Source organism: Mesorhizobium sp. B2-8-1 (genome assembly GCF_006440955.1).
GTDB lineage: Bacteria > Pseudomonadota > Alphaproteobacteria > Rhizobiales > Rhizobiaceae > Mesorhizobium.
On the sequence record NZ_VFTX01000001.1, the window covers coordinates 263,666 to 288,183 of the forward strand.

The 24,518-nt window shown below is 64.7% G+C and carries 24 protein-coding genes; 13 read left to right on the plus strand and 11 right to left on the minus strand.

Annotated features, from left to right (window positions below):
* Positions 1-131: 131 nt before the first annotated feature.
* Entirely contained in the window at positions 132-1,121 is a 990-nt protein-coding gene (locus FJ428_RS01350) for a zinc-dependent alcohol dehydrogenase family protein (protein WP_140878800.1), read from the minus strand.
* 103 nt (positions 1,122-1,224) lie between these two features.
* Here FJ428_RS01350 and FJ428_RS01355 point away from each other — a divergent pair, with 103 nt between their 5' ends.
* Together FJ428_RS01355 and FJ428_RS01360 are read left to right on the plus strand one after the other, a co-directional pair.
* On the plus strand, positions 1,225-2,127 hold the full coding sequence (locus FJ428_RS01355) for a LysR family transcriptional regulator (protein ID WP_140878801.1): 903 nt from the start codon (positions 1,225-1,227) through the stop codon (positions 2,125-2,127).
* A 140-nt stretch (positions 2,128-2,267) separates the two neighbouring features.
* Entirely contained in the window at positions 2,268-3,914 is a 1,647-nt protein-coding gene (locus FJ428_RS01360) for an acetolactate synthase large subunit (RefSeq protein ID WP_140564367.1), read from the plus strand.
* 62 nt (positions 3,915-3,976) lie between these two features.
* Here FJ428_RS01360 and FJ428_RS01365 read toward each other — a convergent pair whose 3' ends face one another.
* Entirely contained in the window at positions 3,977-4,624 is a 648-nt protein-coding gene (locus tag FJ428_RS01365; protein ID WP_181167178.1) for a GNAT family N-acetyltransferase, read from the minus strand.
* A gap of 166 nt (positions 4,625-4,790) precedes the next feature.
* Between FJ428_RS01365 and FJ428_RS01370 the strand changes: the two genes are divergently transcribed.
* The 4 genes from FJ428_RS01370 to FJ428_RS01385 are packed head-to-tail and all read left to right on the plus strand — an operon-like array spanning position 4,791 to position 9,143.
* Positions 4,791-6,092, plus strand: coding sequence for an ArgE/DapE family deacylase (locus tag FJ428_RS01370; RefSeq protein WP_181167179.1), 1,302 nt, complete (start codon positions 4,791-4,793; stop codon positions 6,090-6,092).
* Positions 6,089-7,147: a phosphotransferase gene (locus tag FJ428_RS01375; RefSeq protein ID WP_140686646.1), complete on the plus strand. Its 1,059-nt coding sequence runs from the start codon at positions 6,089-6,091 to the stop codon at positions 7,145-7,147. The genes FJ428_RS01370 and FJ428_RS01375 overlap by 4 nt, the downstream gene beginning before the upstream one ends.
* A gap of 6 nt (positions 7,148-7,153) precedes the next feature.
* Complete coding sequence (locus FJ428_RS01380; protein ID WP_140878802.1) at positions 7,154-8,458, plus strand: aspartate aminotransferase family protein; 1,305 nt, start codon at positions 7,154-7,156, stop codon at positions 8,456-8,458.
* Positions 8,459-8,486: 28 nt separating this feature from the next.
* Positions 8,487-9,143 (plus strand): GntR family transcriptional regulator, encoded by a 657-nt coding sequence (locus tag FJ428_RS01385; RefSeq protein ID WP_140555566.1) that lies wholly within the window; start codon positions 8,487-8,489, stop codon positions 9,141-9,143.
* A 32-nt stretch (positions 9,144-9,175) separates the two neighbouring features.
* On the opposite strand, the gene FJ428_RS01390 is transcribed toward FJ428_RS01385, so the two are convergent.
* From FJ428_RS01390 to FJ428_RS01410, 5 genes are read right to left on the minus strand one after another with little or no spacing between them, the layout of a single operon-like run.
* Entirely contained in the window at positions 9,176-10,474 is a 1,299-nt protein-coding gene (locus FJ428_RS01390; RefSeq protein ID WP_140555564.1) for an FAD-dependent oxidoreductase, read from the minus strand.
* Positions 10,471-11,448 carry a branched-chain amino acid ABC transporter permease gene (locus tag FJ428_RS01395; RefSeq protein WP_181167207.1) on the minus strand — a complete coding sequence of 326 codons (978 nt, stop codon included), beginning with the start codon at positions 11,446-11,448 and terminating at the stop codon, positions 10,471-10,473. The genes FJ428_RS01390 and FJ428_RS01395 overlap by 4 nt, the downstream gene beginning before the upstream one ends.
* Positions 11,445-12,353 (minus strand): branched-chain amino acid ABC transporter permease, encoded by a 909-nt coding sequence (locus FJ428_RS01400; protein WP_140818431.1) that lies wholly within the window; start codon positions 12,351-12,353, stop codon positions 11,445-11,447. The genes FJ428_RS01395 and FJ428_RS01400 overlap by 4 nt, the downstream gene beginning before the upstream one ends.
* Entirely contained in the window at positions 12,350-13,117 is a 768-nt protein-coding gene (locus FJ428_RS01405) for an ABC transporter ATP-binding protein (protein ID WP_140562033.1), read from the minus strand. The genes FJ428_RS01400 and FJ428_RS01405 overlap by 4 nt, the downstream gene beginning before the upstream one ends.
* A complete protein-coding gene (locus tag FJ428_RS01410; RefSeq protein ID WP_140520932.1) occupies positions 13,114-13,914 on the minus strand; it encodes an ABC transporter ATP-binding protein in 801 nt (266 codons plus the stop codon). Before FJ428_RS01410 ends, FJ428_RS01405 begins: the two co-directional genes overlap by 4 nt.
* A gap of 145 nt (positions 13,915-14,059) precedes the next feature.
* Here FJ428_RS01410 and FJ428_RS01415 point away from each other — a divergent pair, with 145 nt between their 5' ends.
* The 6 genes from FJ428_RS01415 to FJ428_RS01440 all read left to right on the plus strand — a co-directional run bounded on the left by FJ428_RS01415 (position 14,060) and on the right by FJ428_RS01440 (position 18,450).
* Entirely contained in the window at positions 14,060-14,788 is a 729-nt protein-coding gene (locus tag FJ428_RS01415; protein ID WP_140497664.1) for a GntR family transcriptional regulator, read from the plus strand.
* Between the two features lie 9 nt (positions 14,789-14,797).
* A complete protein-coding gene (locus FJ428_RS01420; RefSeq protein WP_140497666.1) occupies positions 14,798-15,286 on the plus strand; it encodes a DUF3830 family protein in 489 nt (162 codons plus the stop codon).
* 1 nt (position 15,287) lies between these two features.
* Positions 15,288-15,647, plus strand: coding sequence for a TIGR04076 family protein (locus FJ428_RS01425; protein WP_140497668.1), 360 nt, complete (start codon positions 15,288-15,290; stop codon positions 15,645-15,647).
* Entirely contained in the window at positions 15,644-16,699 is a 1,056-nt protein-coding gene (locus tag FJ428_RS01430) for an aldo/keto reductase (protein WP_140497670.1), read from the plus strand. Before FJ428_RS01425 ends, FJ428_RS01430 begins: the two co-directional genes overlap by 4 nt.
* A complete protein-coding gene (locus FJ428_RS01435; RefSeq protein ID WP_140878803.1) occupies positions 16,696-17,127 on the plus strand; it encodes a DUF4440 domain-containing protein in 432 nt (143 codons plus the stop codon). The genes FJ428_RS01430 and FJ428_RS01435 overlap by 4 nt, the downstream gene beginning before the upstream one ends.
* A gap of 63 nt (positions 17,128-17,190) precedes the next feature.
* Positions 17,191-18,450 (plus strand): ABC transporter substrate-binding protein, encoded by a 1,260-nt coding sequence (locus FJ428_RS01440; protein WP_140497674.1) that lies wholly within the window; start codon positions 17,191-17,193, stop codon positions 18,448-18,450.
* Positions 18,451-18,559: 109 nt separating this feature from the next.
* On the opposite strand, the gene FJ428_RS01445 is transcribed toward FJ428_RS01440, so the two are convergent.
* A complete protein-coding gene (locus FJ428_RS01445; RefSeq protein WP_140497676.1) occupies positions 18,560-20,221 on the minus strand; it encodes an alkaline phosphatase family protein in 1,662 nt (553 codons plus the stop codon).
* Positions 20,222-20,352: 131 nt separating this feature from the next.
* On the opposite strand from FJ428_RS01445, the gene pcaD reads away from it, so the two are divergent.
* On the plus strand, positions 20,353-21,177 hold the full coding sequence (gene pcaD / locus FJ428_RS01450) for a 3-oxoadipate enol-lactonase (protein ID WP_140520927.1): 825 nt from the start codon (positions 20,353-20,355) through the stop codon (positions 21,175-21,177).
* Here pcaD and FJ428_RS01455 read toward each other — a convergent pair.
* The 3 genes from FJ428_RS01455 to FJ428_RS01465 are packed head-to-tail and all read right to left on the minus strand — an operon-like array spanning position 21,167 to position 24,218.
* The gene (locus FJ428_RS01455) at positions 21,167-22,030 is read right to left on the minus strand and encodes a carbohydrate ABC transporter permease (RefSeq protein ID WP_140497680.1); all 864 of its coding nucleotides are present in this window, start codon (positions 22,028-22,030) and stop codon (positions 21,167-21,169) included. The two genes, pcaD and FJ428_RS01455, sit on opposite strands and share 11 nt — an antisense overlap.
* Complete coding sequence (locus FJ428_RS01460) at positions 22,027-22,917, minus strand: sugar ABC transporter permease (RefSeq protein WP_140878804.1); 891 nt, start codon at positions 22,915-22,917, stop codon at positions 22,027-22,029. The genes FJ428_RS01455 and FJ428_RS01460 overlap by 4 nt, the downstream gene beginning before the upstream one ends.
* 8 nt (positions 22,918-22,925) lie before the next feature.
* Positions 22,926-24,218 (minus strand): sugar ABC transporter substrate-binding protein, encoded by a 1,293-nt coding sequence (locus FJ428_RS01465; RefSeq protein ID WP_140878805.1) that lies wholly within the window; start codon positions 24,216-24,218, stop codon positions 22,926-22,928.
* Positions 24,219-24,518: the final 300 nt, after the last annotated feature.

The window sequence follows — 24,518 nt, forward strand, 5'->3', positions numbered from 1 at the left end:
CCCGCATGCGAGAATTAGGAACGCAGAGCGGCGCCTTCAAGAGCGACATTGTCCGCGAGGATCGAATTTGTTCGTCATTGCGCTTCGAGCGCTGGGTACCGCGCCTGCGCCAACGACCCCGGCGTCCCTGCTCAGACCGTCACCACGATCTTGCCGAACTGCTCGTTCGATTCGAGATAGCGATGCGCCTCGACGATCTGCTCGAACGGGAAGGTCCTGTCGATGATCGGCTTCAGCGCGCCGGCCTCCAGCCCTTTGAGGATGAACGCCTTGGCGGCTTCCAGCTTTGCTGGGTCGCCGGTGATCTCGTGGACGAGGTAGCCGCGCAGCGTCAATATCTTGCCAAGCACGGCGGGCAAGGGAAACGGCGTCGGCTCGGGGCTCAACCCGCCATATTCAATGAGAATGCCGCCCCGGGACATCGCCGCCGCGAGCGGCTCGAAAATCGGGCCGCCGATCGCCTCCAACACGATGCGCACGCCTCGCGGCCCGGCGATCCGGCGTAGCCGCGCCTCCAGATCCTCCTCGGCCAGGACCACGACTTCAGCCGCGCCGGCGTCGAGCAGGGCCTGCTTCTTCGTCGAGGTCCGTGTCACCGCGATCGCCGTCGCGCCGACGCTGTTGGCGATCTGGATCGCGGCAAGCCCGACGCTGCTCGAGGCTGCCGTGATGACGACGAAGTCCTCGTTGCGCAGCCTGGCGATGTCGATCAGCGCGCCATAGGCGGTGAGGTACGGCATCCACATCGCGGCCGCGGTCCGCCAGTCGAGTGATATCGGGTTTTTGACGACGAGCCCGGCGGGATAGGTAACAAGCTCTCCATAAGCCGGCCAGCGGATCATCGATTGCGGCGGGATGACGCTGACGGCATCACCCGGCGCCAGACCCGTCACGGCTTCGCCGACCGCTTCGATGATGCCTGCGGCCTCCAGGCCAAGCCCGGAGGGCAGGGTGGGCGTCTCGATATAGGTGCCCGCGCGCAGCAGCGCCTCGGCGCGATTGAGGCCGAGCGCCTTGACGCGGATCTGAACCTCGCCCGGGCCGGGTAGGGGAAGATCCACATTTTCGATCCGCAGGACCTCGGGGCCACCATGCCGATGAAAGCGAACGACGCGCGTCATTCGGTCTACTCCAAATTGTTTGAACCGAAAGGAGCTATGCCGGTAAGACGAAGTCGGATAAATGGCATTGGGAGCAGGACAGTAGAAACCAGGAGTTTCGAATATGGATCGGCTTGAGAGCATGGCCGTGTTCGTCAGGGCAGTCGACCTCGGCTCGTTCGCGGCGGCCGCGGCCGCACTCGATCTGTCCGGACCGATGGTCGGCAAGCACGTCCGGTTTCTGGAGGAGCGTCTCGGCATGCGCCTGCTCAACCGCACCACGCGCCGGCAGAACCTCACCGAGTTCGGACGCGCCTACTACGACCGCTGTCGGCTGGTGCTGGCCGAGGCCGAAGCTGCCGATCAACTTGCCGCCGGCCAAATCTCGGAGCCGCGCGGCAAGCTGCGCGTCACCATGCCGGCGCATTTCGGCCGCCACTGCGTAACACCCGTGCTGCTGAAACTGGCGCTGCAATATCCGATGCTGGAACTCGATCTGTCGCTCAGCGACCGCTTCGCCGATCTTGCCGAGGACGGCTACGATCTTGCCATCCGAACCGGTGATCTGGAGGACAGGGCAGGCGTGATCGCGCGCCGCGTCGCGAGCCAGGACATGATTGTCTGTGCGGCGCCGTCCTATCTGAAAATTCAGGGCGAGCCACGGCGGATCGAAGATCTCGCCAATCATCATGCCATCGTATATCGCCGGCTCGGCCAAGCCGTTCAGCCTTGGCTGTTCCCGCGCGAAGGACAACCAGCACAGGAGATCATGCCCGGCGGCCGGCTGCGGCTCGACGATCTCGATGCCATCGCCGATGCTTCGGCCGAGGGTATGGGGCTCGCCTGGTTGCCATGGTGGCTGGTTCGCGAGCGCATCCGGGCAGGCGCGCTGGTCGAGCTCTTGCCGGACCAGCCGCGATATCTTTATGACTGCCACGCCCTTTGGCTGCAGACGCCCCATTTGCCGCTGAAAGTTCGGCTGGCCGTGGATGCGCTGGCGGCCGCCTTGCCGAAACGGATGGCGTGATCGCCAGCCTCACGGCCACTCTCGTTTGGGATCGCGCGGACATTCCGTAGAGAGGCGCCTCGGCTCTTTGAGGCATCGCTTTCCAGTGTCATATGAGGCAAAGCTGGCGGCATGCAGGCACATTGCAGGAGAGACGGTTGATGACCAAAGGTTCGGATCTGTTCGTGGCGGCCCTCGAGAACGAAGGGGTCGACCGGATATTCGGCATTCCGGGCGAGGAGAATCTCGACATCGTCGAATCCATCCGCCGCTCATCGATCCAGCTCATCCTGACCCGTCACGAGCAGGCGGCGGCCTTCATGGCCGCCACGTATGGCCGGCTCACCGGCAAGCCAGGTGTGTGCATCACCACACTCGGCCCCGGCGCGCTCAATCTGACGACCGGCTCGGCCTATGCGCTGCTCGGCGCCATGCCGATGATCATGATCACCGGCCAGAAGGGAATCCTGTCGTCCAGGCAGGCGCGGTTCCAGATCGTCGACATCGTCGCGGCGATGAAACCGCTGACCAAGCTGTCGCGCCAGATCGTCTCGCCCAAAATGATCCCCTCGCTGGTGCGCGAAGCCTTCCGCGTCGCGCAGGAAGAGCGGCCGGGTCCCGTGCATCTGGAACTGCCGGAAGACATTGCGGCGGCTGAGTGTGAGGATGTCCCGCTGGTGCCGACGCATCCGGTCGAACTGCCGCTGGCCGGTGCGGGCGCGCTCGACCGCGCCGCCCGCATGATCATCGAGGCCAAACGTCCGCTGCTGATGTTCGGCGCCGCGGCGTCGCGGCCGCGCGTCACGCCCGATGTCGCCCAGTTCGTGCTGCGCACCCAAATTCCCTATTTCACCACGCAGATGGGCAAGGGCACCGTGCCCGGCGGCACCGAACTCTACATGGGAACGGCGGCCCTTTCGGAACGCGACTACGTGCACGAGGCCATCGAACAGGCCGACCTGATCATCACCATCGGTCACGACACGGTCGAGAAGCCGCCCTTCATCATGGGCGTCAATGGGCCGAAGGTCATTCATGTCGGCTATCAAACCGCCGATGTCGAGCAGGTCTATTTCCCACAGACCGAGATCGTCGGCGACCTCGGCCCTTCGCTGGCGCTGCTGGCGGATCGCATCGAGGGCAAGATCCCCAATGCGCAGGCTCTGTTGCCGTTGCGCGAAGGCATTCTGAGCCGCATCGCCGCGCGCGCCACGGAAGACCGCTTCACGCCGCAACGCATCGTGCATGACGTGCGCGCCGTGATGCCGGCCGACGGAATCCTTGCCCTCGACAACGGCATGTACAAGATCTGGTTCGCGCGCAACTACCGCACGCGCATGGCGAATACGCTGCTGCTCGACAATGCGCTGGCCACCATGGGCGCGGGGCTGCCGTCGGCGATGATGGCGGCACTGCTCTATCCGCAGCGCCGCGTCATGGCCATCTGCGGCGACGGCGGCTTCATGATGAACAGCCAGGAACTGGAGACCGCCGTCCGGCTCAAGCTCAATCTTGTCGTCCTGCTGCTCGAGGACCACGCCTATGGCATGATCCGCTGGAAACAGGCGGTCGACGAGTTTCCGGATTTCGGCATGACCTTCGGCAATCCCGACTTCGTCAAATACGCCGAGGCCTATGGCGCCAAGGGGACCAGGGTCGGCGCGATCGCCGAATTCCGGCCGGCGCTGGAACAGGCCTTCGCCGGCGGCGGCGTGCATCTCGTCGTCGTGCCCATCGACTATTCCGAAAACATCAGGGTGCTCGTCGACGAATTGCGTGAGCGGCTGCCAGCGGTGCAGGCGACCTGACGGCGGCCGGCGCCAAGGCCGTCGATGCCGCGATGCCTGGCTGGCTGGTTGCGAAGGCGTTTTCATCTGGCGTCGGGGGACCATTCCGTCTCGATCAGGGGAATCTGCGGCGCGGCGTCACGCGGCAGTGTTCCCTTGATCCTGGGATCGTCGGCGATTTCGAAGCCGGTCGCAAAGGGCTCAAATCCGCAGGCCCTGTAGAAACCGATGACACTGTGATGGTCGAAGCTGCTGGTATGCAGCCAAATGCGGCTGGGCCGGAGACGCCATGCCTGGTCGAGCGCGCCGGCCATCAGCCGCTTGCCGAAGCCACGGCCGGTCAAGGAGGGGAACAGGCCGAAATAGGTGATCTCGATCTCGTTGTCCTCGGCCACCGAGAACTCGACCATGCCGACATGGGCGCCGCTTTCGTCATGGCCGTAATAGAGATGCTGGCGCGGATCGGCGAAATGCGCGGCGATCTCGGCATCCGACATTTCGGCGGCGCGGTCCCAGAGCCAGCGAGCGCCGATCTCCAGGAAGACCGCGCGGTAGGAAGCATTGTCGGGTTTCGTGATCCTTGTCATGGTCAACGGCCGCGCGAGACCCGGCACCGGCGCGCGCGCTTCCATCCATGTCACCGCATTGACGATCTTGCCGGCCGGCACCCGCCGATAGCCGACCGTTAGATTGGTGATTTCATCAGGCAATCTGCCTTCGGTGACCAACATCTGTCCTCGACCTTCCCCACCGGCGCGCAAGAAGCTGATGCCAACTCTGCGCTCGCCTGCCAAGAGGCTCCCGAGGTGGGTCAAGATTTTTGGCCCACCTGTCCCTTGCGTTTCACAGAGATGGCATATGAGATATGATACACCATCGAACGGAAAGCGGAATATCATGCCTGAGCGAATTGCCGACGAGGCCATTTTGAACGCGGTCGACGACGGCTTCGCGCGGCAGGTGGAATTCCTCGCGGACCTCGTGCGCTTCCCCTCGCAACGCGGCGAAGAACACGCGGCGCAATCCTTCATGGCGGCCGCGTATGAAACGGATGGCTATACGGTGGACATGTGGCGTGTCGATGTCGATGCGATTCGCGACCTGCCGGGCTTTTCGCCCGTGGCCGTCTCCTATGACGACGCCTTCAACGTCGTCGCCACCCACACGCCGCGAAACGCGACCGGCCGCTCGCTGATCCTCAACGGCCATATCGACGTCGTGCCGACGGGCCCGCTCGATCGCTGGCTGCGCGATCCCTATGATCCGGTCATCGAGGATGGCTGGATGCATGGCCGCGGCGCCGGCGACATGAAAGCCGGGCTCTCGGCCTGCCTCTACGCGCTGGCCGCACTGCGCCGCCTCGGCTATCAGCCGGCCGCGAAGGTCTTCCTGCAATCGGTGGTCGAGGAAGAGTGCACCGGCAACGGCGCGCTCGCTTGCCTGCAGCGCGGCTACCGCGCCGACGCAGCCTTCATTCCTGAACCCCTGGAGCCGAAGCTGATGCGGGCGCAGGTCGGCCCGATCTGGTTTAGGGTCGAGGTCGACGGCGATCCCCAGCATGCGTCGGGCGCTTTCTCGGCCGGCGCCAACGCCATCGAAAAGGCTTTCGTCATCATCCAGGCGTTGAAGCAGCTCGAAATCGTCTGGAACGCGCGCAAGGTCGACGACAGGCATTTCTGCGATCACCCGCATCCGATCCGTTTCAATCTGGGCAAGATCGAAGGCGGCGAGTGGACATCGAGCGTTCCCGCGCGCTGCGTGTTCGAGATGCGTGTCGCCACCTATCCCGGCCAGAAGCTGGAGGATGCCAGGGCCGAGCTCGAGGCCTGTATCGCCGATGCGGCCCGCGCCGATCCGTTCCTGGCCAACCGCCCGCCCAGGATGGTCTACAACGGCTTCATGGCCGAGGGCTATGTGCTGGAGGGCGCCGACGAGATGGAAACCGTGCTGCGCCGCAGCCATACCGCCGTCTGGGGCGAGCCGCTGCAGGAACACGTCACCTCGGCAACCACCGATGCGCGCTTCTTCGGCCTCTACGCCGATACGCCAGCCATCGTCTACGGTCCGATCTGCCGCATGCCGCATGGCTATGACGAGGCGGTGGAACTCGAATCCGTACGCAAGGTCACCCAGACGATCGCGCTGTTCATCGCTGACTGGTGTGGGCTGGAGCCTGTCGACCCCGAGGCAAGACCATGACCGGCGCCCTGACGGATGCATTCGGCGAAACGCTGGCCGAGGACGCGCCCGATGTCTCGATCGCCGAAGCGCTTGCCATCCTGCGCCAGCACTACGGCCTTGCCGGCACCGCTCAGCCCTTGCCCGGGGAGCGCGACCACAATTTTCACATCCGCACCGACAGCAATGGCGAGTTTGTCCTGAAAATCTCGCATCCGGCGGAAGAGGCCGGCTTCACCGATTTCCAGAACAGGGCGCTGGACCACATCCTTGCGGTCGACCCCGCTTTACCGATTCCTTCGGTGCGCAAAAGCCTCGATGGCGATGCGCAGTTCGCCGTCAGCATCGGCGATTCGCAGCCGCGCATCATCCGCCTGGTCACCTATTTGCCCGGCCAGTTGCTTTCGCGCTCGCCTGTATCGCCTGTGCAAGATCGCAATCTCGGCATCTTCCTCGCTCGGCTTGGCCGGGCACTGCGCGGCTTTTTCCACCCGGCCGCCGGCAGCGATCTTTTGTGGGATATCCGCAAGGTCGCCAAGACGCGGCCCATGCTGGCACATATCGCCGATGCCGGGCGCCGCGCCATGGTCGAGCGCGTCATCGATGCCTTCGAGGAGCACGCCGCGCCCATCATCCCCAGCCTGCGCGCCCAGATCGTCCACAACGACATGAATTCCTACAATGTGGTGATGGACGCATCGCGGCCCGAGATCGTCAGCGGCATCCTCGATTTCGGCGACATGATCCATTCGCCGCTGATCTGCGATCTCGCCGTCGGCGCCGTCTACCGCTGGCCGGCCGACGGCCACCCGCTGGCGCCCGCCGCACGCTTCGTTGCTGGCTACCAGTCGGTGCAGCCGCTCGAGGCCGAGGAGATCGGCATCCTGTTCGACCTGATCCGTGCCCGCTTGGCGCTCATCGCCAACATTGCCACCTGGCAGGCGGAGCGCTTCCCGGCCAAGCGCGACTATGTGCTGCGCCTCATCACCGAGGTCTGGGCCTCGCTCGAGCGGCTGGACGGACTGTCACACAGCGATGCCCGCCGTTATTTCCTCGATCATTCCAATCCGGAGTAGACGCTCGTGTCCCAATCCTCGCCCGCAAATGCCTCCGCCGATGCCGGTGCATCAGCATCCGCGCTGCTCGAGCGCCGTGCCAGGCTGCTCGGCCCGACCTATCGCGCCTTCTACCGCAACCCGATCCATCTCGTGCGTGGCAGCGGCGTTTGGCTCTACGATGCCCACGGACGCAAGTTTCTCGATGCGTACAACAACGTCGCCTCGGTCGGCCATTGCCATCCACGTGTCGTCGAGGCGCTGTCGGGGCAGGCGGCCACGCTCAACACCCACACGCGTTATCTCAGCGAAATCATCCTCGACTACGCGGAAAGACTTCTCGGCACGCTTCCGCCCCATCTCGGCCATGCCATGTTCACCTGCACCGGCAGCGAGGCCAACGATCTCGCCATCCGCATCGCCCAGCATTCGAGCGGCAATACCGGCGTGATCATCACCGATTTCGCCTATCATGGCGCCACCATCGCCACCGCGCAGCTGTCGCCGGCCGCGGTCGGGGCGAAGGGCGTGCCCGCGCAGCACAGGACCGTGGCCGCCCCGGATACGTTTCGCGATCAGGGCCGGGCCGCACGCGATTTCGCCAGGAATGTCGCCGCCGCCATCGAGGACATGCGCGCACAGAACGTGCGCCCGGCGGCGCTGCTGATCGACTCGGCATTTTCCAGCGACGGAATTTTCTTCCCCGATGCGTCGGCGATGCGCGAGGCCGCCGATCACGTCAGGAAGGCGGGCGGCATCGTCATTGCCGACGAAGTCCAGTCCGGCTTCGGCAGGCTCGGCCAGGGCATGTGGGGTTTCGCCAATTACGGCCTCGAACCTGACATCGTCACCATGGGCAAGCCGATCGGCGACGGGCATCCGATGGCCGCGGTCATCGTGCGGCCGCAGCTTGTTGCCTCCTTCGGTTCCAACACCGGCTACTTCAACACATTCGGCGGCAATCCTGTCGCCGCCGCCGTCGGCATCGCGGTGCTCGACGTGATCGAAGGCGAGGGGCTGGTCGAGAACGCGCGCACGGTTGGGGCCTATACGGGCGAGCTGCTGCGCGCCTTGCAGGGTCGCCACGCCATGGTCGCCGATGTCAGGCATAACGGTCTTTATTTCGGCGTCGAGTTGACTGCGGAGGGGGACGAGGCGCTGGCCTCCACCAGGACGTCGGCGGTCGTCGAAGCCATGCGCGAGGACGGCGTGCTGATCTCGTCGTGCGGTCCGCGCGGCAACGTGCTGAAGATCAGGCCGCCGCTGCCGTTCGCCAGGGACAATGCCGAGCAACTTGCCGAAACGCTCGATCGCACCCTGTCGCGCTGGTGAGGGGATAGGAAAGGGGGCGGCGATCGACATGCTGAAGCTCGAACATCAGACCCTGAACGACCGCGCCTATGGCGCGCTCAAGCAGGAGCTGATTTCGGGCGGCTTCAGCCCGGGCCAGACATTGGTCATCCGCAAGCTTGCCGAGACGTTCGGCATTTCGACGACGCCGATCCGCGAGGCGCTGCAACGGCTCGTCGCCGAGCGGCTTCTGGAATTGCAGAACAACCGCTCGATCATCGTGCCCTTGCTGTCTGCCCCCGCCTTCGAGGAACTGACGCGCATCCGCGTCGCGGTGGAGGGGCTGGCGGGCGAGATGGCCGCCTCGCGCATCACCGAAGACGGGCTGGTCGACATACAGGCCACGCTGGCGGGCATGCAGCGCGCGATCGAGGCGGGCGACGCCGGGGCCTATCTCGCGCTCAACGAGGCCTTCCACTTCGCCATCTACCGGCATGCCGGCGCGCCGATCCTCCTCAACATGATCCGTGATCTCTGGGGGCGGGTTGGGCCCTATCTCAAGCTCCTGATGCAGGCTGAGCGCTACAAACCCCAGTCGAACGAGGCGCATCGCAAGATCGTCGCGGCATTGGCGCAGCGCAACGGCGCCGACGTCAGGACCTCCATAGAACAGGACATCGCCACGGCGGCAGCGGTGCTGGCGGGGAACCTTCGCGCGGCCGAATGACGACGCGATCCCGTCGCGCCCCGGCGATCGGCCTATCCGGTCTTGTCCAGCCGGTCGCGAAGCATGCTCCACGGCAGCAGCGCGTTCGGCGCGAAGCGCAGCAGGCTGTGGAACGGCATCGGCGACGGTGGCCCGAAGGGCAGCGGCAGATCGCGGGCGTCGGTTCCACCAGCCCAATCCGCAAGCACCTTGCCCAGGGCCGTGGTCATGGCGATGCCGCGGCCGTTGCAGGCGCGACCCGCGATCAGCCCCGGTCCGAGATCGATGAGGTGGGGCAGGAAATCGGGTTCGACCGCAGCCATGCCCGACCAGCCATAGGCGAGCGGCGGCAGGTCCGGAAGCTCGAGATGCCGGGCCAGCCGCCGCCGGATCGTCTGCGGCAGGCGTCGTTCCGCACCCGCGCCGAAGACATGCATGCCGCCGCTGATCAGCCGGTTTTCGGCATCGAAGCGGTAGGTGAAGAGATTGCGTCTCGTGTCGCCGACGCCTTGCCCGTAGGGCAACAGGCGGCTGCGCACCTCGCGCGGCAGCGGCGCCGTCGCGATCTGGAAGATTTTCAGCGGGAAATAACTTTTCCGAAGCTCCGGATTGAGCCGTCCGCCATAGGCGTTGGTGGCGATCAGCACCTTTCCGGTGCGCACCGAACCCGTTTGCGTCTTCAGCGACCAGCCGTCCGCGATAGGGTCGATCGCGACGACGCGCGTGTGCTCGAACAGACGCGCGCCGGCTTTTTCCGCCACGTCGGCCAGGCCGCGCGCATAGGCGACCGGATTGAGCACGCCGCCGGAACGGTCCATCCAGCCGCCGGCATAGCCGCGCGCGCCGGTCAGCGCCTCCGTTTCTTGCCGGTCCAACACGACAGCCGGCCGGCCGCGCTGCGCCCATTGCCCCGCGCGTGATTTGACCTTTTCGAGCGCAACAGGGGAATGTGCCGGCTGGATCCAACCGCTCTGCACCGCGTCGCACTCGATGCCGTGCCGCCTGATCAGGCCGAAGACCAGATCGGCGCTGCCGGCCGCGAATTCGATCAGCCTCTCGCCGCGCTCGGGTCCAAGATGGGCCTTTATCGCATCCGGATCCATTTTGGCGAAGTTCGGCACGATGAAGCCGGCATTCCTGCCGGTAGCGCCCCAGGCGATGGTTTCGGCCTCGAGAACGGCGACCGAAAGACCTCTGGCCGCGGCATGCAAGGCCGTCGAAAGGCCGGTGAAGCCGCCGCCGACGATGGCAAGGTCGACATCGAGCTCGCCTTCCAGCGCCGGGCGGAGGCGGGTCTCACGGCTGACCGCGTGCCAAAGCGAAAGCGCTTCCTGCCGGGCCATTGCGGTCACGAGCCGCTCTCGCCGGCGGCCACCTTCGCCCGCTTGCCGAGCCGTGCCCGCCGCGGCCGTTCCCCGAACAGTCCGTTGGGGCGGACCAGGAGGATAATGCACAGCATGACGCCGATTGCCACGATCTGCAGGGATGCGGCGCGGGCCTGTTGCTCCGGCGGGAACAGCGCGCTGGTGAGCGTGCCCGACCCGGCCCATATCCCCCAGACCAGGATGCTGCCGATGACGGCACCGGCATTGCTGCCCGAGCCGCCGACGATCAGCATCACCCAGACCTGGAAGGTCAGGATCGGCAGGTAATTGTCCGGCGCAATGAAGCCGGTGAAATGCGCCTGCAAGGCGCCCGCTAGGGCCATGATGGCGCCGCCGACCGCGAAGGCCTGGACACGGTAGAAGCGCGCGCTCTTGCCGAGCGAGATCGCCGCCCGCTCGTCCTCCCGCAGCGCCTTCAGCACCCGGCCCCACGGGCTGCGAGACAGGTGCTCCAGCGCCAGATAGGCGACCAGCGTGACCGCCGAGACGACGGCAAGGTTCGACAGGTTGAACAGCAGCGGCGTCTCGGCGAGGCTGCCGAAAGGGCGCGGGATGAAGCCGATGCCGAACGGACCGCCGGTCAGTTTCTGCGCATTAAGCGCGACCAGTTGCACGACCACGGCGACGCCGAAGGTGGTGATGGCAAGGTAGTCGGATCTGAGCCGCAACGTGGCGATGCCCGTCAGGGCCGCGGCGATGCCGCCGACGACCATGGCGCCGACCCAGCCGGCCAGGATCGGTAGCCCAAAACCGCCCAGACGCGCGGCATCGTCCGGCGTCGTCAGCAGCGCCGATGTATAGGCGCCGATGGCGACGAAGCCGGCGAGCCCGACATTGAAGAGCCCAGTCAGCCCCCATTGCAGATTGAGCCCCAGCGTGACCAACGAAAAGATCAGCGCCGTGGTCAGGAAGAAAGCGCCATAGCCGAGCAGGTCCATCAGCGTTCCCTCACACCAAAAAGGCCGATCGGCCGCACGAACAGCACCGCCATCAAGATGATGAAGGAGACCGCGGCGCGCCATTCGGCGCCGATCAGTTGCACGGCGCCCGCTTCGGCGAGCCCGATGATCAACCCGCCGAGCACGGCGCCCGGGATGCTGCCGATACCGCCGAGAATGGCGGCGGCGAACATCGGCAGCAGCATGTCGAAGCCCATGAACGGGCGGATCTGCACTAGGATGCCGATCATCACGCCGGCGACGCAGGCAAGCGCTGCGCCGAGGACCCAGGTGACACGCACCACCTTGGCGACATCGATGCCGACGATGCGGGCAAGTGCCGCATTCTGGCTCAGGGCCTGCATGGACCGGCCGGTCTGCGTGCGCGTCATCAACAGGTGTACGCCCAGCACCAGAATTGCTGTCAGCAGCAACAACGCGATCTGGTCCGGCGTGATGCGGATGCCGAAGCCGACCGGCATGGCGATCTGGATGGCGCGGCTGAAATAGGTCGGGCGTGAGGTGAAGGTGAACTCGAGCAGGCTTCGCAGCGCCATCGAGGCGCCGAAGCTTGCCATCACCACGATGATGGCCTGGCCCTGAGAGCGCAGCCGCGCGAACAGCACCTTGTCGAGCAGCAGCGCCAGCAGGGCGGTGAATGCCATGCCAATGACCAATGCGACGATGAGCGGCCAGCCGAAGGAAAGCGGGGCGATCGGCGCCACCTTGCCGATCGTGGCGCCGATGGCGCCTACGACGGCCAGCGTCGCATAGGTGCCCCAGGCCATGAAGTCGCCATGGGCGAAGTTCGAGAAGCGCAGGATCGAATAGGTCAGCGTCACGCCGATGGCGCCGAGGCCTATCATCGAGCCGGTCAGCAATCCGTCGACGATGAATTGCAGGTTCATGCCGCACTTCCCTTGCCTGAAGGCGCGGCCTTGCCGGCACTGTCCGGGCGCTGGCCAAGATAGAGCTCGGCGACCACCGGATCGCTCCACAATTCAGCGGCGATGCCCTCGTGCCGGTCCTTGCCTTCGACCAGCACATAGGCGCGGTCGCCGATGGCGAGCGCCGCCTTGGCGTTCTGTTCGACGAGAAGGATGGTGACGCCGGACTTGCGGATGCCGGCCAGCATCTCGAACACCATCGAGACGAATTTCGGCGACAGGCCGGCCGACGGCTCGTCCAGCACCAGCACCTTGGGGTGGACGATCAGCGCCCGCGCCACGGCCAGCATCTGGCGTTGCCCGCCCGACAGATTGCCGGCGGCGATGCGGCGCTGGCGCGCCAGGTCGGGGAAGGTCGCGTACATCTCGTCGATGCGGGCGGGAACCCCGCGGCGCTCGATGATGCCGCAGGCAACCCTGAGATTGTCGTCGACCGACATCAGTGGAAACACGTTCTCCGTCTGTGGCACGAAGGCGAGCCCTAGCCGCACCATGGTGTGGGCCGGTGCGGTGGTGATATCCTTGCCGTCGAGGAGAACGGTGCCGCCGGTGACCGGGACGAGACCGGCAATTGCCTTGATCAGGCTCGACTTGCCGGCGCCGTTGGGGCCGAGAACGACGACGATTTCGCCCTTCCTCACCGTGATCGAGGCACCGCGCACGATCGGCACGCCGGGTTCGTAGCCGGCTTCGAGGTTGCGGACGTCAAGCACGGTGCCGGTCACGCCGCGCCCCCGAGATAAGCCTCTATCACGCGCGGATCGCGCGCCACCTCGTCGGCCGTGCCTTCGCACAGAAGCTCGCCGCCCGCCATCACCAGGACGCGATGGCAAAGCCGCGTCACCATGTCGATGTTGTGCTCGATCAGAAGAAAGGTGATGCCGCTTCTGTTGATGTCGCGGATGCGGTCGATGATGACTTCGAGCAGCGTGGCGTTGACGCCGGCCGCGGGCTCGTCGAGCAGGATGATCGCCGGGTCGGCCATCATCACACGGGCAAGTTCGAGCAGTTTGCGCTGGCCGCCCGAAAGCACCCGCGCCGGTTCGTGCGCCAGCCGGGTGAGCGAGACGAGTTCAAGCAGTTCGGCAGCCTTCTCGGCGGCTGCCTTCTCTTCGGCGGCGACCCGCCACGGGATCAGGAAATTGGCGAGCAGCCGCTCCCCTGCCTGACGTTGCGCGGCGAGCATGACGTTTTCGATCAGCGTGAGATTGGGCAAGGGCCGTGGAATCTGAAAGGTGCGCCCAAGACCGCGGCCAATGCGCAGGTGCGCTGCTTCGCCGGAGACGAGCGCCCCGTTGAGACGTATCTCGCCGCTTGTAGGCAGGATGCTGCCGGCGAGCAGGTCGAACATCGTCGTCTTGCCGGCGCCGTTGGGGCCGATCAGGCCGAGGATCTCGCCCGGGCGGACCTCGAACGAGACATCGTTGACGGCGACAAGGCCGCCGAAACGCCGCACGACGTTCTTTGCCGCCAGAACCGGCGCCTGGGTCTCCGTCCCATGCCGTTTCGCCGTGTCGTTCATCAAGCCCTCTGGCCGAAGCGGTCTTTGCCGCTTTCTGATTTTTTGATTTGTGATCACACTTGCTTTGATCACGCTAATCAGCTTTAATTTTCTCCGCAAGCCGAAAACAGGCCAGGCCGCCGAAAGGGCCAAGATCGGGAACGCCATGCAAAGGGCTGCTGTCGAGCGCACCAACGAGGTCATCGCCGCGCAACTCGCGCCGGTCGGCCGCGAGACGGTGCAGGACCGCGTCTATTCCGAATTGCGCAGGGCGCTGATTGGCGGTCTCTTCGAGCCGAGCCAGGTTCTGACCATACGCGGCCTTGCCGATGCGCTGGTCACGTCTACCATGCCGGTGCGCGAGGCGCTTGGGCGGCTGATCACGGAAAAGGCGCTGGAAGCGCTTCCAAACCGCTCGGTGCGGGTGCCGCCGATCACGCTGGAACGCATCGACGACCTCCTGCGCGCCCGTGCCCTGATCGAAGGCGAGGCAATCGCGCTTGCCGCCGCGCGCATGGATCCGCGTCAGATCGCCACCATCGAAACCATTCTCGGTGAATGGGACGAGATGCGGGCGCTGAAGCACAAGAAGGATGTCGACCGCGAGGTGACGCTCAATCAGAGCTTTCATTTCGAAATCTATCGCGCCTGCGGTTCCGCCGTGCTGATCCCGATGATCGAGAGCCTCTGGCTGCAGTCGGGACCCTGCATCCGCGTTGCGATCTATGCCTTTTCCGAGGCCGGCGAGGTCGACACCGCCCATTATCATCGCAGCATCGTCGCCGCGCTTGCGGCGCAGGATGCCCAGGCCGCACGCGAGGCGCTGGTGGCCGACATCAGCCGCCCTTTCGCTTTCCTGCGCGACAAGCTGAAGTTGACGGCAAAAGCGGAGTGAATGCCTGATATGACCAGACGCATCATCAGGATCACCGAGCCGCATTCCGAGCTGTCGGTGACGGCGCAGTTGCTGCCGGAAAAAGCGCCAGAGAACGCAACGTTCCTGTGGTCTTACCTGGCCGAGCCGCGCGTCGTCGCGGGCATTCATGCCATGTGGACCGGCCCGGAAATCTCCTGTCCGATCCCCGCGGCGCATCTGGACGGCGAGGCCTTTGCCCAGGCCTTGCCGGCGGAGAACGCGACGCTGACGCCGCAGCCCGGCGACATCGTGCTTTCCTATGTGCCGCCGCGCATGTGGGGCGGCAACCCGCATGCGATCTTCGACATCGGCCTGTTCTACGGGCAAGGCGCGCGCCTGCTGTTTCCGATCGGCTGGCTGGCGGGGAGCGTCGTTGCGCAGGTGCTGCCTGAGCAACGCGATCAGTTCGCATCTGCCTGCGGCATCATTCGCCGCAATGGCGCCTGCGACGTCACCTTCGCGCGGCTGGAGAGCTGAAATGGCTGAACGCGACGACAGCTTCGAACTTTTCGACCTCCGCGTCGAGGCTGTCGTCCCCGAGGGCAAGCCGGTGTATTGCGGCGCCAGGCCCGGCGACTATTTCGAGCTGAAAGGCGAGATGCTGTCGATGCCGGTGGGCCAGGGATTTTCGATCTATTCCATAGCGGCCGTGCTGCCGCTGCTGGCGGCGAAGCAGCGCCCCACCCATGCCAATGACTGGATGACCTCGGATGCCGAGATCGCCTGTCCCGATCCCAATTGCGCCAGCAGGCTCAGGATCGTCAGGACCGGCAAACGGCGGTTCAGCCACGCCGAGACCACGGCGGTGCCGCTGCCGAAGGAGAGTGAGCAGAGATGACCGCCAAGACTTTCGAACTCAGCCCCGGCTACACAATCTCGCGCGTCATTCGCGGTGGCTGGCAGTTGGCCGGCGGCCACGGCGCGGTCGACCGTCAGCAGGCAGTATCTGACCTGATCGCCACGTTCGACGCCGGCATCTGGACCTATGACTGCGCCGATATCTACACCGGCGTCGAGGAGCTGATCGGAGCGGCGCGGCTGCGTCTGGCCAACGAACGTGGTCTCGATGCCGCCGCCAGGATGAGGGTGCACACCAAGCTCGTGCCAGACCTCGAGCGGCTCGCCGGCATCAGCCGCGATTACATCAGAGGCATAGTCGACCAGTCTCTGCGGCGGCTGAAGACCGAGCGGCTCGACCTCGTGCAGTTCCACTGGTGGGACTATTCAGTGCCTCGCTATGTCGACGCGATGGGTTGGCTCGACGAGCTCCGGCTGGAAGGCAAGGTGCGCAATGTCGGCACCACCAATTTCGATACGCAGCGTCTGGGCGAAATCCTGTCGGCCGGCGTGCCAGTCGTCAGCCAGCAACTGCAATACTCGGTCCTCGACCAGCGTCCGGCGGCGAGCCTCGCCGCGCTCGCCGCGCGCAACGGCGTCAGCTTTCTCTGCTACGGTTCGGTGGCCGGCGGCTTTCTCGGCGACAGATGGCTCGGCGTCGCCGAGCCGGACATGCCGCTCGAAAACCGCTCGCTGGTCAAATACAAGCTGATCATTGACGACTTCGGCGGCTGGGAGCTCTTCCAGGCCCTACTCAGTGTGCTGAAGCGGATCGGCGACCGCCACGGCGTCGACATCGCCACTGTCGCCAGCGCCTGGGTGCTCGAGCAGCCGCAAGTGGCGGCCGTCATCGTCGGCGCCCGCAACCAGGCGCATGCGCTGGCCAATGCGAAGATCATGGATGTCGCGCTCGGGGCCGAGGACCGGGCGGAGATCGGCGCCGTGATCGCCCAGAGCCGGGGTCCCCTCGGCGACGTCTACACGCTGGAGCGCGACCGTCACGGCCGCCACGGCTCGATCATGCACTACAATCTCAACGCGGCCCGGCCATGAGCGCCACCACCGAAAGGCTGTTTTCGCGGGCCAGCACCGAAATCGTCGAGTTGCATCGCTTCTTCGTCGACTGGTTCGTCGCATCGCGCGCCGGCAAGGCCGATTTCAGCCGCTTCGAACGCGTCATGGGCGAAGGCCTGGCCATGGTCACGCCTGACGGCACGGTCCTCGATCGCGATGCGGTGGTCGACCATGTCCGCGCAAGCCGCGCTTCCTGCGACGAAGCCTTCGCCATCTCGATCGAGGACATCCGGCCGGGCTGGCAAACCGGCGGCGCGATCGTCGTGCTCTATGTCGAGGCGCAGTTGCGAGGCGGCAAGCATAGCCGCCGTCAGTCGAGTGCGCTCTTCACCACCAATCCATCGGCGCCCAACGGCGTCGAATGGCGACATCTGCATGAAACCTGGCTGCAGATGCCGGAAAGCTGAACAGGCTCCAGGCGTGAAATTTGGTTCGTGTAACTCGATTCGTGTAGCTCAAGGGGAACAACAATGAGAAAGACGATACTCCAACTCACCACCGCGCTCGCTCTCGTGATGATTGCCAGCGCGGCCCATGCCGCCGACTGCAAGATCACGGTCGGCCTCGTCATGGAATTGACCGGACCGGCCGGTGAATACGGCCAGGCCGGCGCGAAATCGGTCGAGATGGCCTTCCGCGACATCAACGACGCCGGCGGCGTTCGCGGCTGCGATCTGGTGACCGACACGCGTGATAGTCAGAGCCAGGGCAATATCGCCGTCGATGCGGCGACCCAGTTGGTTCAGGTCAAGAAGGTGCCGGTGATCATCGGCGGCATCATCTCCTCGGTGTCGATCCCGATCCTGACCTCGGTCACCGCCCCGGCCAAGATCGTGCAGGTCTCGCCGGCTTCGTCCTCGCCGACGCTGACCGCACTCGGGCGCGACGGCAAGACCAACGGCATCTTCTTCCGCACCATCACCTCCGATGCGCTGCAAGGCGTGGCCGCCGCGAAATACGCCATCGACAAGGGCTTCAAGAAGCTGTCGATCATCCATGTCAACAATGATTTCGGGGTCAACATGGTGGCCGAATTCTCCCGCGCCTACAAAGCGCTCGGCGGCACCGTCGTCTCCGACACGCCCTACAATGAGAAGCAGTCGAGCTATGCCTCGGAAGTCACGGCGGCCATGGCCGGCGAGCCTGACGGGCTTTATCTCGTCAGCACGCCGGTTGACGGCGCCACCGTCGCCCGCACCTGGATTTCGCAAGGGGGCGTGCAGAAATTCCTGCTCAATGACGGCATGAACAGCCCGGACTTCATCGAGTCCGTCGGCGCCGACTATCTCAAGGAGGCCTATGGCACCTCGTCCGGCACCAGCCCGACCGCCTCCACCGACTACTTCACCAAGAACTACAAGGCGTTTTCGGGCATCGAACCGTCCAATCCCGCGGCCGACCGTTCCTATGATGCCGGCGCCATCGTCGGCCTGGCAATCGCCATCGCCGGCTCAGAGGATCCGGCCAAGATCAAGGACGCCATGTACAAGGCGGTCGATCCGGCCGGCGCGCCCATCTTTGCTGGCAAGGAAGAATTCGCCAAGGCGCTCGGATTGATCAAGGACGGCAAGCCGATCCGCTACGAAGGTGTAATCGGCCCGGTCGCCTTCGACAAATATGGCGACATCACCGGTCCGTTCCGCTTATGGAAGATCGTCGACGGCAAGGTAACGACCGACGGTGAAATGACCACGGACGACGTCAACGCCCTGCAGGCGAAGCTCCAATAGGCCGCCACATCAGGCAGTCCGGCACCGATCGCTCGATGCCGGACTGCTCGCAACCTGCCTTGGCCTTGCGCTCTGAAATTCATGTCGTCCACAACAAGGGCTGCGGGCTTCATTCTCCCGACCCGCGTGACAGCCAGCGCCTGCGTCTTTCGCGCTGTTCGGCGAGCTCGGCCTCGTCCCAGTAGCCGATCAGCACGCCGGGCTCGATCAACGGATCGAAGTGCCGCAGCTTGTCGTCGTTTCCCGTCAGCCATTCCTCGGTGGCGGTGATGCGGTTGTTGGGCAGCGCCAGCCAGCGGAACAGCGCCTGCCGTAGTCGTTCGATGTCGGCCGCCGCCGATGCTTCGGTGCCGAGATCGCGCAGTTCGTCCGGATCGCCGTTCAGATCGAAGAACATCGGCGCCAGGCCCTCGCCATGGACCAGTTTGAAGCGGCCGTCGGTGATCATGTAGAGCTTGCAGTCGGCGACCGGCATACCGAGCTTCAGCCGCGCGGCATCGCCGCCATAGTCGTACTCGCTCACCGCGTGGCGCCGCCAGTTCACGTCCTGGCCGGCCAGCAGCGGCGCCAGCGACCGGCCCTCGAGAACGTGCGGCTTCGCCTTGCCGCCGAAGAAGTCGAGGAAGGTGGGCGCGAGGTCGATCATCTCCACCAGCGCCTCCGACGTAGTGCCGCGCGTCGCGTCGGCCTGCCGGCGCGGATCGTAGACGATCATCGGCACCTTGGCCGCGACATCGTGGAACAGGTATTTTTCGCCCAGCCAATGGTCGCCGAGATAATCGCCGTGGTCGGAGGTGAACACGATCAGCGTGTTGTCGAACAGACCGCGCTCCTCCATGAACTCGAACAATCTGCCCAACTGATCGTCGATCTGCCTGATCAGGCCCATATAGCAGGGAATGACCCTTTCGCGGACCTCGTCGCGGGAGAAGTTCCTGGAATAGCGCTCCTGCTGGAAGGCTTCGAAGATCGGGTGGGGCGAGACGCGTTCTGCTTCGCTGCGCACGACCGGCTTTATGTCGGCCTTGCCGTACATGTCGTGATAGGGCGCCGGCACGATGTAGGGCCAGTGCGGCTTGATGTAGGAGAGATGCGCGCACCAGGCTTCGCCCCTTGCCTCGGCCTCCTCGATGAAGCGCATGGCGCGGCGCGTCATGTAGGGTGTTTCCGAATGCTCCTCGGGAATGCGCGCCGGCTTGTCGGCATGGACGAGCAGCCAGCCGTTGAAATTTTCGCCATCCTCGCCTTCACCGGAATTGGCCCAGTGCTCCCACGGATTGGCGGCGTTGAAGCCGTGCTCGCGCAGATATTGGTCATAAGCCGGATCGGGATCGTAGGCGGATGACGGATGCAACCCGTCGTCGCGCTCGAACGGTTCGAAGCCGCATTCGGCGACGCGCACGCCGATGATGGACGTCTTGTCGATGCCGAGGCGCTCCATGCCTTCCTCGTCGGCCCTCATATGCGTCTTGCCGATCAGCGCGCAGCGCACGCCGATCTCGCGCAGATGGTCGCCGAGCGTAGGCTCGCCGACCCTGAGCGGCACGCCGTTATGCGTCGATCCATGCGAGCGGACATAGCGGCCTGTATAGGCGCTCATGCGCGAGGGACCGCATACGGTCGATTGTACATAGGCGTTGGTGAAGCGCACGCCGCGGCTGGCCAGCCGGTCGATATTCGGCGTGTGCAGGGTCTGGTGTCCGGCGCAGCTCAAATAGTCGAAGCGCAGCTGGTCGCACATGATGAAAAGGACGTTGCGGCGGTCTGTCATTGGTCGTCCGTCATTGTGGTTCGCGCAAGACCGGTGTGCCAGAACGGCCGATGTCCTACAACGATGCCTCAAAATATCATTTTACCCAACCAGATGCCTCATGCACTGTGGGAGCCGGGAGGGTCGAAATCGTGCCGTTCGTCACCATTGGCGGCCTTGCGCTGCACCACCGCTATGTCGAGGCGACCGGCACCGCGCGGCCGGTGATCTTCATCAATTCGCTGGGTACCGATTTGCGCATCTGGGACGATGTCATCTCGCAATTAAGCGGTGACATGCCTCTGCTGGTCTACGACAAGCGCGGCCACGGACTTTCCGATATCGGCAGCGGCATCCGGTCGATCGATGATCATGTCGACGATCTCCTGGGCCTCATCGATCATTTCGATCTCGGCAGGGTCGTGCTGTTCGGCCTGTCGGTCGGTGGCTTGATCGCGCAGCGGCTCTATACCCGTCATCCCAGCTGCGTTGAGGCTCTGATCCTGTCCGACACGGCGCACAAGATCGGCACGGACGAGAGCTGGAATAAGCGTATCGCCACCGTCGAGCGCGACGGGATCGAGGCGATAGCCGACGGTGTGATGGAAGCATGGTTCACGCCCGGCTTCCATGCCGCGCGTGCGGCCGACCTTGCCGGTTGCCGCAATATGCTGACCAGGCAGGCGCTGCCGGGTTACATCGGGACATGCATGGCGGTCCGCGACGCCGACCTCACCGAGGCCGCGCGGCGTATCGCGGTGCCGACACTTTGCATGGTCGGCGACCAGGACGGCTCGACACCGCCCGATCTCGTCCGCTCGCTGGCAGCGCTGATCCCCGGCGCCCGCTTTGAAATCATTCCTAATGCCGGCCATATTCCCTGCATCGAACAGCCGGAGGCGGTGGTCGCGCTGATCCGCGATTTTGTCGCGTCGCCTCCTCCGGGGCAGAAACCTTTGAGCGCGGCTACCCCTTGATCGCCGAGCCGACGATGGAATCGACGAAAAAGCGCTGCAGCAGGACGAAGAGGATGAGCGGCGGCAGCACGGCAAGCGTCGCGCCGGCCATCACCAACCCGGTGTTGACGGCGCCTCTGTTGTAACTCAACAGCCGGCTGAGGCTGATGACGATCGGATAGGCGTCGGCGTTGCCTTGCAGCACGGTCAGCGGCCACAGATAGCTGTTCCAGTGATAGACGAAGGCAAACAGCGCCAATGCCGCGATCGCCGGCGCCACGCTGGGCGCCACGATCTTGAACAGGATCAGCAGTTCGGAGGCGCCGTCCATGCGCGCAGCGTCGATCAGATCGTCAGGCACGCTTGCAATGAACTGGCGCATCAGGAAGATACCGAAGGCATTGGCGAGGTTGGGCACGATGATGCCGGCGAGGCTGGCATTGAGGCCGATCGAGCCGACGAGGCGATAGAGCGGGATCAGCGTCACGATCGGCGGCAGGAACATGGTCGCGATCAGCACCGAGAACAAAAGCGAGCGGCCGGGGAAGTGGTATTTGGCGAAGGCGTAGCCGGCCATCATGCTGGTGATGAGGATACCGGCTGTGGTGATCGAGGCGATGACCAGGGAATTCCACATAGAACGGCCGACATTGACCACGCCCGAAACTTTCCCGTAGGCGTCGAGGCTCGGCGTGTGCGGGATCCACACCGGCGGCACCTGCATGCTCTCGGCCGGAGTCTTGAGACTGGACAGAACCATCCAAACCAGCGGAAAGGCCGACGCCACGGCCACGAGCAGCATGAGCGTGGCCAGCAGCGCCTTGCGGCCGGCGGGGCGTCTGCGCGGCAACCGGCTCGACGATCCCGCGCTCATTCCTGATCCTTCCGGTTGGCAAAGGCGAACAGAGCGCAGACCACGACGATCAGCGACAGCATCAGCATGACGGCCATGGCCGAACCCAGTCCGCCCTGCGCGCGCTCGATGCCGACGCGGCGTATGTGATAGGTCAAGACATTGGTCGAGCCGACCGGCCCGCCCTGCGTGATGAGCGCCACCGGCTCGAACACCTGCACGGCGTTGATGATGGCGATCACCGCGCTGAACAGGAGTGTGCGTCGCAGCAACGGCAAGGTGATGAAGCGGAACTGCTCGAAGCGGTTGGCGCCGTCGAGTTTTGCCGCCTCGTAGAGGCTGCCGGAAATCTGGGTCAGCCCCGCAATCGCCAGCACCGTGAAATAGCCGACCTGCTGCCACACATTGAGCAGGACGATCGAGATCAGCGCCGAGCGCGGGGACGACAGAAAGGGCTGCGGGTCGACGCCGATCAGGCCGAGCATCTGATTCAGCGGCCCTTCACCAGGCGAATAGAGTTTCGACCACACCAGCGCCACCGCGATCATCGGTACCACATAGGTGGAAAACAGCACGGTCCGCAGCGCCGTGCCGCCGCCAACATCGTGCTGGTGGACCATCAGCCCGAAGGCGACCGAGAGCGGCAGGATGAGGATGACGGAAAGCGCGGTGTAGATGGAGGTGTTGATCAACGCGCCCTTGAAGTCGCGTCCGACCGATGAGGCGCCGAAAATCTCGCGAAAATTGTCGAAGCCAATGAAGGCCGCATTGGAAAAAGGCGTCTGCGTCGACCAGTCCTGGAAGGATAGCCAGAGCGTGAGCAGCATCGGCAACAGGATGAAGATGCCGATCAACGTCACGGCGGGCGCCAGCATGATGCCCGCCGAGGCACGGTACCTGTTGATCATGGTTCGGTCTACTTGGCGGCGCGCTCCAGGATCGAGGCGGCGTCCGCTTGCGCCGTCGCCTGCGCATCCTTGGCCGAGACCTGGCCGTACTGCAACGCCTCCAGCGTCTGCCGCAGGGATTCCGAGAACTCCTGTCCGCCCGGCACGACCGGGAAGGGCTTGGCGTCGGCCAGCACGCTGACATAGCCCGACAGGAATTCCGAGCCGAGCTTGTCCTTGTGGGCCTCGATATCGGAGGAGCGCGAGGGCAGGATGCCCATCGACATCAATATGTCGGACATCGCCGAGGCGCCGTTCTTGCCGGATTTCGGATTGTTGAGCCAGGCCAGGAATTCCCATGCGGCCTTCTGCTCGGCCTCGCCGGCATTGCCGTTGACCACGGTCATCCAGGAATAGGAGATCGAATGCGGCTTGTCGCCGCTCGGGCCGACGGGGATTGGTGCGGTGGCGATATCCGCGAACCTGTCGCCCATGCCTGCCTTCAGCGCGCTTTCCCACCAATTGGCCATGATGATCATGCCGGTCTTGCCGGAGACGAAATTGTCGAGGAAGGGGCCGGTGGTGTTGGCGTCTGCCGTCGCCATGGCCGGCACGCTGGCGCCCGATTTGATGAGATCCTCATAGAGCTGGAAGGTCTGCGCGGCCTGCGGAGTGTCCAGCGCCGGCTTGCCGTCTTTGACCAGGTCGCCGCCATTGGAGACCAGCAGCGAGGCGAAGGGGTGGACGACGCCCGCCGCCCAGGAATTGATCATGCCGAAACCCTGCTGGCCGGCATCCTTGTTGGTCAGCTTCTTCGCCGCCTCCTTGAACTCGTCCCAGGTCTTCGGCGCAGCAGTAATGCCGGCCTGCTTGAACAGTGCCTTGTTGTAGTTCAGCGCGTAGACGTCGATCTCGTTGGGAATGCCGTAGAGCTTGCCGCCGACCGACGCGGCGCTCACCACGCCAGCGGGCCATGCTCCCTTGACCTCTTCGGCGACGGGGTCGGGGGCGGGCGCGACGAGCTTGTCGCGGGCGAGCTCAGGCAACCAGAGATCGTAGATGCCGCCGATCGTGGGACCGTCCGCGCCGCCGCCCTGGGAGCGCAGCGTGGTCAGGAGATCGCCGAAGGGAACGGCGCGCACGGTGACGCTGACATCTGGATTTGTCTTCGCATAGTCCTTGGCCGCCGCTTCCAGCAATGCGACCGTCTCCGGCGACCAATGGGTGATATAGGAGATGTTGACCGACTGCGCCCAGCCGCTGGCGGGCAGGATGGCCAGGCTCGCGGCCAGAGCCAGTTTCGAAGTCCAGGCAAGAGACATCCTCATCCTCCCTCAGGCTAGCGATCACGATGACGTTATGACAACATGAAGCATTGGCGCAAGGGCCCGATTGCGAAAAAGCTGCGCATGGCGCTGTCCCTGATTTCTCTGCTGTCCGTTCACATACGAAATTTGCAGTTGAAATACAGTTAGCTATGAAGGAATCATGGTTGATTGGCTTAGCCCAGCCGTTCCCGGAGGGAGTGTCAGACCTCTTGCGGATGCTGCTATGTCGTTATAATGACTTTCCTGAGGAATGACTCTCCGCGGCGTCGATAGGGCCGTGGGACGCCAAGGACA

What these genes read in the sequence shown, in the direction of transcription:
- FJ428_RS01415 (WP_140497664.1), top strand. Translation starts at nt 14,060, where the DNA reads ATGCAAAGGGCTGCTGTCGAGCGCACCAACGAGGTCATCGCCGCGCAA.
- FJ428_RS01465 (WP_140878805.1), bottom strand. Translation starts at nt 24,218, where the DNA reads ATGTCTCTTGCCTGGACTTCGAAACTGGCTCTGGCCGCGAGCCTGGCC.
- FJ428_RS01430 (WP_140497670.1), top strand. Translation starts at nt 15,644, where the DNA reads ATGACCGCCAAGACTTTCGAACTCAGCCCCGGCTACACAATCTCGCGC.
- FJ428_RS01360 (WP_140564367.1), top strand. Translation starts at nt 2,268, where the DNA reads ATGACCAAAGGTTCGGATCTGTTCGTGGCGGCCCTCGAGAACGAAGGG.
- FJ428_RS01445 (WP_140497676.1), bottom strand. Translation starts at nt 20,221, where the DNA reads ATGACAGACCGCCGCAACGTCCTTTTCATCATGTGCGACCAGCTGCGC.
- FJ428_RS01375 (WP_140686646.1), top strand. Translation starts at nt 6,089, where the DNA reads ATGACCGGCGCCCTGACGGATGCATTCGGCGAAACGCTGGCCGAGGAC.
- FJ428_RS01460 (WP_140878804.1), bottom strand. Translation starts at nt 22,917, where the DNA reads ATGATCAACAGGTACCGTGCCTCGGCGGGCATCATGCTGGCGCCCGCC.
- FJ428_RS01370 (WP_181167179.1), top strand. Translation starts at nt 4,791, where the DNA reads ATGCCTGAGCGAATTGCCGACGAGGCCATTTTGAACGCGGTCGACGAC.
- FJ428_RS01440 (WP_140497674.1), top strand. Translation starts at nt 17,191, where the DNA reads ATGAGAAAGACGATACTCCAACTCACCACCGCGCTCGCTCTCGTGATG.
- FJ428_RS01435 (WP_140878803.1), top strand. Translation starts at nt 16,696, where the DNA reads ATGAGCGCCACCACCGAAAGGCTGTTTTCGCGGGCCAGCACCGAAATC.
- FJ428_RS01355 (WP_140878801.1), top strand. Translation starts at nt 1,225, where the DNA reads ATGGATCGGCTTGAGAGCATGGCCGTGTTCGTCAGGGCAGTCGACCTC.
- FJ428_RS01455 (WP_140497680.1), bottom strand. Translation starts at nt 22,030, where the DNA reads ATGAGCGCGGGATCGTCGAGCCGGTTGCCGCGCAGACGCCCCGCCGGC.
- FJ428_RS01350 (WP_140878800.1), bottom strand. Translation starts at nt 1,121, where the DNA reads ATGACGCGCGTCGTTCGCTTTCATCGGCATGGTGGCCCCGAGGTCCTG.
- FJ428_RS01365 (WP_181167178.1), bottom strand. Translation starts at nt 4,624, where the DNA reads ATGTTGGTCACCGAAGGCAGATTGCCTGATGAAATCACCAATCTAACG.
- FJ428_RS01410 (WP_140520932.1), bottom strand. Translation starts at nt 13,914, where the DNA reads ATGAACGACACGGCGAAACGGCATGGGACGGAGACCCAGGCGCCGGTT.
- FJ428_RS01420 (WP_140497666.1), top strand. Translation starts at nt 14,798, where the DNA reads ATGACCAGACGCATCATCAGGATCACCGAGCCGCATTCCGAGCTGTCG.
- FJ428_RS01385 (WP_140555566.1), top strand. Translation starts at nt 8,487, where the DNA reads ATGCTGAAGCTCGAACATCAGACCCTGAACGACCGCGCCTATGGCGCG.
- FJ428_RS01425 (WP_140497668.1), top strand. Translation starts at nt 15,288, where the DNA reads ATGGCTGAACGCGACGACAGCTTCGAACTTTTCGACCTCCGCGTCGAG.
- FJ428_RS01400 (WP_140818431.1), bottom strand. Translation starts at nt 12,353, where the DNA reads ATGAACCTGCAATTCATCGTCGACGGATTGCTGACCGGCTCGATGATA.